Origin of the sequence: Pseudoalteromonas sp. Isolate6 (assembly GCF_022398435.1) — a bacterium.
GTDB classification, from domain to species: Bacteria; Pseudomonadota; Gammaproteobacteria; order Enterobacterales; family Alteromonadaceae; genus Pseudoalteromonas; species Pseudoalteromonas galatheae.
Map to the genome: position 1 here is coordinate 1 of NZ_JAKEVK010000234.1, position 6,805 is coordinate 6,805.

14 protein-coding genes and 1 pseudogene are annotated in these 6,805 nt (G+C 44.6%); 4 read left to right on the forward strand and 11 right to left on the reverse strand.

All coding sequences use genetic code 11. The features are described 5' to 3' along the window. The 10 genes and pseudogenes from L1D50_RS20325 to L1D50_RS20370 all read right to left on the reverse strand — a co-directional run. Positions 1 to 531, reverse strand: a pseudogene (locus L1D50_RS20325) (hypothetical protein); the annotation flags it as partial. After that, complete coding sequence (locus tag L1D50_RS20330; protein ID WP_239966685.1) at positions 531 to 1,115, reverse strand: DUF3486 family protein; 585 nt, start codon at positions 1,113 to 1,115, stop codon at positions 531 to 533. The gene L1D50_RS20330 and the pseudogene L1D50_RS20325, both read right to left, overlap by 1 nt. A 2-nt stretch (positions 1,116 to 1,117) precedes the next feature. Further along, positions 1,118 to 1,420, reverse strand: a complete 303-nt coding sequence (locus L1D50_RS20335) for a hypothetical protein (RefSeq protein WP_138581847.1) — start codon at positions 1,418 to 1,420, stop codon at positions 1,118 to 1,120. A gap of 4 nt (positions 1,421 to 1,424) precedes the next feature. Continuing rightward, complete coding sequence (locus L1D50_RS20340) at positions 1,425 to 1,562, reverse strand: hypothetical protein (RefSeq protein WP_239966686.1); 138 nt, start codon at positions 1,560 to 1,562, stop codon at positions 1,425 to 1,427. Between the two features lie 52 nt (positions 1,563 to 1,614). Next, positions 1,615 to 1,935, reverse strand: coding sequence for a DUF2730 family protein (locus tag L1D50_RS20345; protein WP_239966687.1), 321 nt, complete (start codon positions 1,933 to 1,935; stop codon positions 1,615 to 1,617). Continuing rightward, positions 1,932 to 2,156 carry a TraR/DksA C4-type zinc finger protein gene (locus tag L1D50_RS20350; protein WP_239966688.1) on the reverse strand — a complete coding sequence of 75 codons (225 nt, stop codon included), beginning with the start codon at positions 2,154 to 2,156 and terminating at the stop codon, positions 1,932 to 1,934. Before L1D50_RS20350 ends, L1D50_RS20345 begins: the two co-directional genes overlap by 4 nt. Then, positions 2,143 to 2,580: a 3TM-type holin gene (locus L1D50_RS20355; protein WP_239966689.1), complete on the reverse strand. Its 438-nt coding sequence runs from the start codon at positions 2,578 to 2,580 to the stop codon at positions 2,143 to 2,145. The genes L1D50_RS20350 and L1D50_RS20355 overlap by 14 nt, the downstream gene beginning before the upstream one ends. A gap of 4 nt (positions 2,581 to 2,584) precedes the next feature. Beyond that, a complete protein-coding gene (locus L1D50_RS20360; RefSeq protein ID WP_138521788.1) occupies positions 2,585 to 2,845 on the reverse strand; it encodes a hypothetical protein in 261 nt (86 codons plus the stop codon). Next, positions 2,835 to 3,428 (reverse strand): glycosyl hydrolase 108 family protein, encoded by a 594-nt coding sequence (locus tag L1D50_RS20365; protein ID WP_239966690.1) that lies wholly within the window; start codon positions 3,426 to 3,428, stop codon positions 2,835 to 2,837. The genes L1D50_RS20360 and L1D50_RS20365 overlap by 11 nt, the downstream gene beginning before the upstream one ends. A gap of 74 nt (positions 3,429 to 3,502) precedes the next feature. Beyond that, positions 3,503 to 4,069 carry a hypothetical protein gene (locus L1D50_RS20370; protein WP_174171143.1) on the reverse strand — a complete coding sequence of 189 codons (567 nt, stop codon included), beginning with the start codon at positions 4,067 to 4,069 and terminating at the stop codon, positions 3,503 to 3,505. Between the two features lie 381 nt (positions 4,070 to 4,450). On the opposite strand from L1D50_RS20370, the gene L1D50_RS20375 reads away from it, so the two are divergent. Both L1D50_RS20375 and L1D50_RS20380 read left to right on the forward strand, forming a co-directional pair. Further along, positions 4,451 to 4,621 carry a hypothetical protein gene (locus L1D50_RS20375; RefSeq protein ID WP_157757238.1) on the forward strand — a complete coding sequence of 57 codons (171 nt, stop codon included), beginning with the start codon at positions 4,451 to 4,453 and terminating at the stop codon, positions 4,619 to 4,621. A 519-nt stretch (positions 4,622 to 5,140) separates the two neighbouring features. Then, a complete protein-coding gene (locus L1D50_RS20380) occupies positions 5,141 to 5,449 on the forward strand; it encodes a hypothetical protein (RefSeq protein ID WP_088531230.1) in 309 nt (102 codons plus the stop codon). Between the two features lie 4 nt (positions 5,450 to 5,453). On the opposite strand, the gene L1D50_RS20385 is transcribed toward L1D50_RS20380, so the two are convergent. Continuing rightward, positions 5,454 to 5,861 (reverse strand): helix-turn-helix transcriptional regulator, encoded by a 408-nt coding sequence (locus L1D50_RS20385; RefSeq protein ID WP_088531229.1) that lies wholly within the window; start codon positions 5,859 to 5,861, stop codon positions 5,454 to 5,456. A gap of 124 nt (positions 5,862 to 5,985) precedes the next feature. On the opposite strand from L1D50_RS20385, the gene L1D50_RS20390 reads away from it, so the two are divergent. Beyond that, on the forward strand, positions 5,986 to 6,249 hold the full coding sequence (locus tag L1D50_RS20390; protein ID WP_088531228.1) for a helix-turn-helix transcriptional regulator: 264 nt from the start codon (positions 5,986 to 5,988) through the stop codon (positions 6,247 to 6,249). Positions 6,250 to 6,305: 56 nt separating this feature from the next. Further along, on the forward strand, positions 6,306 to 6,686 hold the full coding sequence (locus L1D50_RS20395) for a hypothetical protein (RefSeq protein ID WP_239966691.1): 381 nt from the start codon (positions 6,306 to 6,308) through the stop codon (positions 6,684 to 6,686). Positions 6,687 to 6,805: the final 119 nt, after the last annotated feature.

A 6,805-nucleotide genomic window follows, 5' to 3' on the forward strand; every position in this document is an offset into this window, starting at 1 on the left:
ATGGAACGCGGCTTCATCTATAACCACATCACCTTGTAGCCCACGCAGGTTTGAGGGGCGGCTTGATAACGCTTGAATTTTAAATCCGCTGTTAGGAAAGCGGATCATGTACGTTAGGATCTCTTCTTTCTTTTCGCTGTCCCAAAATGTCTGCTCGTATACATCAGCTTTTGCCAACTGGTTAAATGCACGGGCAAACAACGCACAAGCGGCGATGTACTCCAGTGCCATTTCTTGTTTAGAGCCAACATAAAAAACGTTGCTACCGTGGCGCCTTTTAGGTTTGCTGGCAGTTAACACATTGCGGCCAGCTTCCGCCCACGTTAAACCAGTACGTCGTGACTTTTCAGCAATGCACACCCCTGACTCGTCCTCAAACCAACGTTGTTGGTAGGGTAAAAACACGGGGGCTTTGTCTGGTATTTCAAAGTCATCAGCATCAGGAACGTCAACACCGTAGAGTTGCATTTCCTCTTTTAGGTCTATTTTGGTGGGGCGGCTGGTAGCCGTTAATGTAGGCTTTTCACTCATTACGCTTTACCTAGCAATATGCCACGGATCTTGTCTTCTAGCTCTTCGCTCATGCCGTCCTCACCGCGTAACTCATCGCCTACGGCGTTTGCTGCTTCTTCAGCGAATGCTTTGCGGATGTCTTTTTCACGCTGGTGAGCCTTCATAGCTGTAGCTTCTAAACGTTGAGCGGCCAGCATGGCGTCTTTAATCATGCCAATATCAACGTCGTCATTGTCGTCTGGGTTGAGCATTTGCTTTTGCATGGCGGTAAATAGTTGTGAGCGGCCCATCTCTAAGATCATTTTTGTGGTGTCGCCCGTAGGTTTATCACCCAGCTCCGCAGTAAGTGCCTTGGTTGTCTCGCGTAGCTCTCGTAAACGCTTGCCAATAGCCTCAGTCTTTTGGGCATGGCGACTGAGGCCAGAGCGCGAAATGGTTGCCTCCTCATCCATGCCCGCATCGAGAATTAGCTGATTTACAGCAACCAAAATATCAGCTTGTGAATTGCCACTATCGCGTAGCATTTCGTCTAGCTTCTTCTTGATGTCTTCTGGCAACGCATCTATCTTACTGGGCTTGCCTCTGCGTACAGCATCACTCATGGCTACTTACTCCGAGGACCAGGGCGTTTAATACCAGGAACAACACTACGACCTGTAGCAACATCAGCACCAGTCTGAGTAATACTGGCAACCCAAGTATTGTTACTTAAACGGTCAATTGATACGTAACCGTTTTGCTCCAGCCAATTTAGTTGGGTATGCAATTGGTCACGGCTACAGCCGATAGCGTAGCGGTCTAAAATGTCTCCCAATATGCTGCTGTTTAGGCCGTAGTCAGGGGATTCGTTCAATGAGATCAAAATACTGATCCGCTGGTGTTCAGCCATTAATTCAATTATTGGCATGGGTTTACTCCGTTGTGTTGAATCGGTGGATGATTTTCTCTACACGGGTGTCACACCAAGTGCATACGAATAGCACGTAATCGACTTTACCCTTTTTATAGTCAGCTGTTGTAACCAGCTGAAAATCTACTAGAGATGTCATGTTCTGGTCTTCTTGGGTTAAAAGAGTCAGTTTGTTGCCGCATATGCATGAGCTATGAATCACTGCCATGTCTAGTTCCTCGTAATTCGTTTTCCATCAGTAGTGATGTTGTGTTTTGCAACGTGACTAATTGAGGTGAAAGTGCGTCGATCTTGCCGCCTACTTCGAGTAGGCTTTTCTCTAATCCATGAAAGTCTTCAGCACTTGGCATGTCTTCAACTCGTCGCTCCACTGCATGTACACGCCGTTCAAGCTCGTCATGCTTTGCTCGGCTCACAAATGTGGCTCTTAGCCATGCAATAGAGCCTGCGCCAACGATTACCACACCAGCGGCTAGCATTTGCTTCCACCATTCAAGTAAAAACTCCATCATGGCTTCCTGTAGTGTTTGGCTCGTCGCTCTAACAGCTCTTGGCAATCCACACAGTGCTTACAGCTATGAATTGCATCACGTCTCGCCTTTGGAATTTCAATGCCACATTCCAAGCAGTGATTAAAATCGACATCTGGGCCAACAAAATTGGCTTTGTTTTTATTGAGCGCACGCTCTAAATCTTGCTCAGCCAAGCGCTGCGCTTGATCAACTACGTCCATTAGGTTTCCTTAGATTTTGAATGGCTGAAACAGCCATGCTTTTTACTCCCGGGGCGGCTTTCTCAACGGTGCGCCCAATCACGTAGCCGCCAATACCAAGCTGCAACAGCTCCCACGCTTGCTCGCTGAGCCTAAACGCCAGCACGCCGAACGAGTCCAGTACAATGAGCACCAAGAACGTCAACATGGTGATAGGTCGCCAGCAGCGTTGCAGGCGGCTTTCGCCTTTGGCTTCAGCGGTAATAATTTGAGATTGTGCAGCCAACACCTGGCCCTGTAGCTCAACGATTCGGCCCTCAAGAGCCAGCACCTGTGCGTGGCGTTGGTTGTCGATTTTTGCAAGCTCGTTGGCGAGTTGCTGGCGTTCTTCATCGGATGTAAAAACATCATCCAATAGATTGCCAACCACGGTGCCTAGTCCCACCCAATCACTCATGACGCGCTCCAAATTGTTTGGCGAGGCGCTGTCGCACTTGTTGATAGGTGTTATGGCCGTTTAGTCGGCATTGAATGTCAGTTTCACAAACAGACTGCCAACCACGTTTGAATTTGGACTGCATCGTGCCGTCGTAGCTGTGCAGTGGAATTTGGTTGGCATCAAATGGCTCGCCGTTCTGGTGTGCGGCAACCTCAGCCTTTAATCGTTTTATGCGGCCTTGTTTATAGCTCCACTCCCAGTTACGCCCCACAGTACACCTCGGCATAACAGCGTTCAGTGATATGGCTTAGGCGGTTCATCCAGCCATTTAGGTTAGGGGTTTGGCTATTGTCATCTAGGCAAATGCGCGCATATTTACGGGCGCGGCGGCTGATCAGCTGGCTAATAAATAGGTTGGGCAAAATTGACTGACATTTTTTGAGCGTACGTGAGCCAAATACGCCATCCACCTCAGCATCTGCAATACGCTGTACTATCCGTGTAATGCCGCTTAGTCCATGTTGTACGGAGCCATCCAAGAGCATGAGTGCCACGCCGCTGTTTAACTCATCGCAGTGCATCGGTTCCCAATAGTCGCGATAGTACAGTCGTATAGCATGGTCAATGGTGAGGTTGGCGATATCGAGTCGAGGGTATGCGCGCTGGCTAATGCCAAATTTAGTTAGGCCGCCACGGTCAGACGCCACATCGTTTAGGCCGCCATCGTCACGCAAGCCGCCCTCTAAATACAAAATGGTTAACACGCTACGGCAAAACGCATCACTGTAGCCACGCAACGCAGCGGCAATATTGGGTAGTTGGCGGTAATGTTCGAGTTGTTGAGGTGTGATCATTTGGCATCTCCATCAGGCTGTGCTGATAGAGTGCCAATAGCGTTAGTGAGTGTATTTTAAACTGGATTAAAAAATTACAAGCTAACTGTTGAGATATGCCGATCTTCAATAATACCGGTATTGTCTAAGTCGGCCGTATAGTTGAACCCAAAGCCCAAGCTAACAGGTTTAATCCAAATATATTCTTCAAGGTTGCCAAAAACATCCCGAGAGCCTTTAGCAAGCAACACCACATCTTTGCGACCCACAGACATGGAGAACTTTCCTTCTTTGTCTGTGATTGCCGAAGCAATTGGGGTTAACTGTATTTTATCAATTAGCAAAGTCTCCAAGGCACACTTATTAACAAGGTCTTTGGCCTTATTATAATCTTTGCGCTTATGCGGGTTTCTTACCATCGCTATTTGCAAATCCATTAAGTCGCTTTGAGTAGGAACAACGCCGCAGTTGATTGTGGCGTAATGGCGCTGGTTTGCGAGAAATTCATTAAATTCGTCATAGTCGTAAGCTGTTACCTTAATTAAGGGCATCGGCACGGTGCTACGAGACTGTGTGAGTATGTAAGCATCACCAGAAACATTAGTAGGGATCATGAGGTATACGCCCGCTAGGCACAGCAGAGCGATGATGTAGTATTTCATAATAAGTCCTTTTAGTTGAATCAAATGTAATTGACTAATAAAACATACAAATAATTCCTGAAATTTACAATGGCGAATCACATTTGTTAAATCAAAGTTGATTAAACCACCCGAAAATCTGGGTATTGTCCGTTGCCAAAGTATCGCATCATAACGCTAAATACGGGCGCTCTGTCGCAAATGAGTAAAATTATTCCGAAAATAAACACAAAACTGTTTGCCTAACATTTGTCAAATGTTATAGTTGAGTTAATGGATTGAGTAACCAGTAGTAACGTGGCAGGAGAGCCCAACCCTCCGTTCCCATTTTTAATCTAGTTTAAAATAAATCCATTTAAAAAGTGTTAAGCTGATAGCTCCCAACTACAGGAGTTTTTAAAAATGCACATAAAAAAATCTAGCAAAAGTACTATCAAGCTTCTTAATAAAAGAACGTTGATTTTGATTACTGGTGGTAATGGCAGCGGGAATGATCCTGGTGCAAAGACTAAAGCTGTGGAAGCTCCAGAAGTCCAATATTATGCAGGTTTGAAAAGCGATAATAAGAAGTAAGTTGAGTTGTAAACATGTTCCCAGATTACCTAAACAAGCTACATGAGATAAATACATGGATTTGGTTGATTTCAGTAATTGCACCATTGGTGATGTATTGTTTGAAAATCGGTTCTCGCTCTTATTACATAGCTTCGGCAGTCTGGGTTCTTTCTCAATTCTTGAACCTTAGGATTGAACCCTATTTAAATGAGATTGTCTCTGCATCGAGGGACAATCTAGTGTTTTGGTACGGTACTTGGGCAACTTTAGATGTTTTGTGTATATTTGTGATCTACTACGCTCATATTAGACATAAAGCTTGTATCGGTTTCACATCACTGAGTGTTATGTTTGCGTATTCAGCGTTGGGCTTCCTTCAAATAGCTCGATTCTTTGAGCTAGAAATTTTCGGCACGCACCATTTAAGCACGTTATACACACTGGGAATTAATTCAGGGAATCTGGCGATAAGCTCGTTGATCGCTTTACCGTTAGTCGGTTATCTATGGGAATATAAACTCAAGCCAAGGAATCAAAATGTTTAGTCTTATATATTTTTCCGGTTTAATAATATTGAGCATAACAATTATGATGGCCTCTGTTAAATTGCGAGGAGGTCCAAAAGACTACGTGAACAGTGATGCTTTTCAGGATGATAGACTGGGAACCAAAGCTTATGTGCTACTTAGACAAAGAAGAGATATTGACAGCATGAACGACCAATTTACAAAATATATGGCGTTGGTTGAGTGGAAAGATGAGGCTGATGCCTTCAACATTCTTTGTGAGTCGAGTTATAAAAATACAAAACCATCAAACCTTATTGAGTTCAGCAAAAAAAAGTAGAGGGTTACTTTGAGCTTCTACTTTTTGATTCTATTACCTCTGGCTGATACACCTCTCCAATCTCTCGAAACAAACTAAACATTGCCATATTTACCAAAGATTCAACTTTCGCATCTGGTGACTTCGTCAGCAAGCCTAACTCAGCCGTATTGTATAAAAACGCAGTCAGAGCTTCTTGAATATTTTGCTTGCTAAAGCAAACAACTCCATCTTCCTGGATCTGAGTACGTTTGCCTGTTACTAGATAGCCAACATCAAATCCTAACTTCGCTAGTTCAGTTAACTTGTCTGAAGGTATTGGGGTACCACTTTCCCACCTGTAATAGGTGGACTTACCAACTTGAATAGAATCATAGACTTGCTTTTGTTGGAGGCCTAGTCTCTCTCGTTCTTCAATTAATTTATGGTTCATATATGGGAATTCATGTTGACAGGGTTCACATGTGAACCCTATACTTAGCCTAACAATTAACCAAACCTTTTATTTTCACTCGCCAAAGTTCAGGTAAAAGGTTTACTCAAAAAGGTAATGTACTATGAAATCCTCCGAAATTAAACAAGCTATTGCAAACGAAGGCTATTCGCTTTCTATGGTTGCTGATGCACTAGGTGTTAGCCTCGCAACTGTTTCAGGTGTCGTTTGTGGGCACACTAAGTCTCAAAAGGTCGCTAATGCTATTGCCAAGATCATAGGTAAAGAGACCTGTGATGTTTTCCCCAATGTCACAGTAAGCCCACCAAGAGGGCTGATTAACAGAGAGCAAGGCGTTAACCAGCTTCAGCAGCTTTTGGCCTCGTAAGGGCTAAGTAACCACTTTACTAATAACTGAGTTACCGAACTTACAGGAGCCACACAATGCACATAATTAGCCCGTACATAGCACAATGCTATCAGCGCCAACAAAGCCGTGTTTTGTTGTTGGTACAAGCGATTAACCACCACTCTGCGCTCAATATGCGTATAGCTGCCAAGTTCAACAATAAGTTGACGCAGTTCTTTAGCGCTCGCGCAGTGCACAGCGGCACAAGGTTTATCGTCAATACACAGCCATTCAAGCAAGTTATTAAATTGGTAAGTAGCAAATTCGGTTTGCATGGTTTGATCTCCCGTTTTCGTGATGATCAAATTCTAGCCAGTAAGATCCTCTATTTGGAAGTTCCAAAAATTCTTTCTTTTTGGAATACCCGTAAGCTGACTTTAGCATTGCAAGTTGGGGGGACTTATGACCAAGCCTAAACGCCGCCAGTGGAGCCGTGTAGTCGCTCGCAGCCTACCTGAGTCCTTACAACTTTGTAAGGAGCATGGAATGGCGACACGCAATATGAGCGTGCCACGCATCGCCGATAGAACGGGCG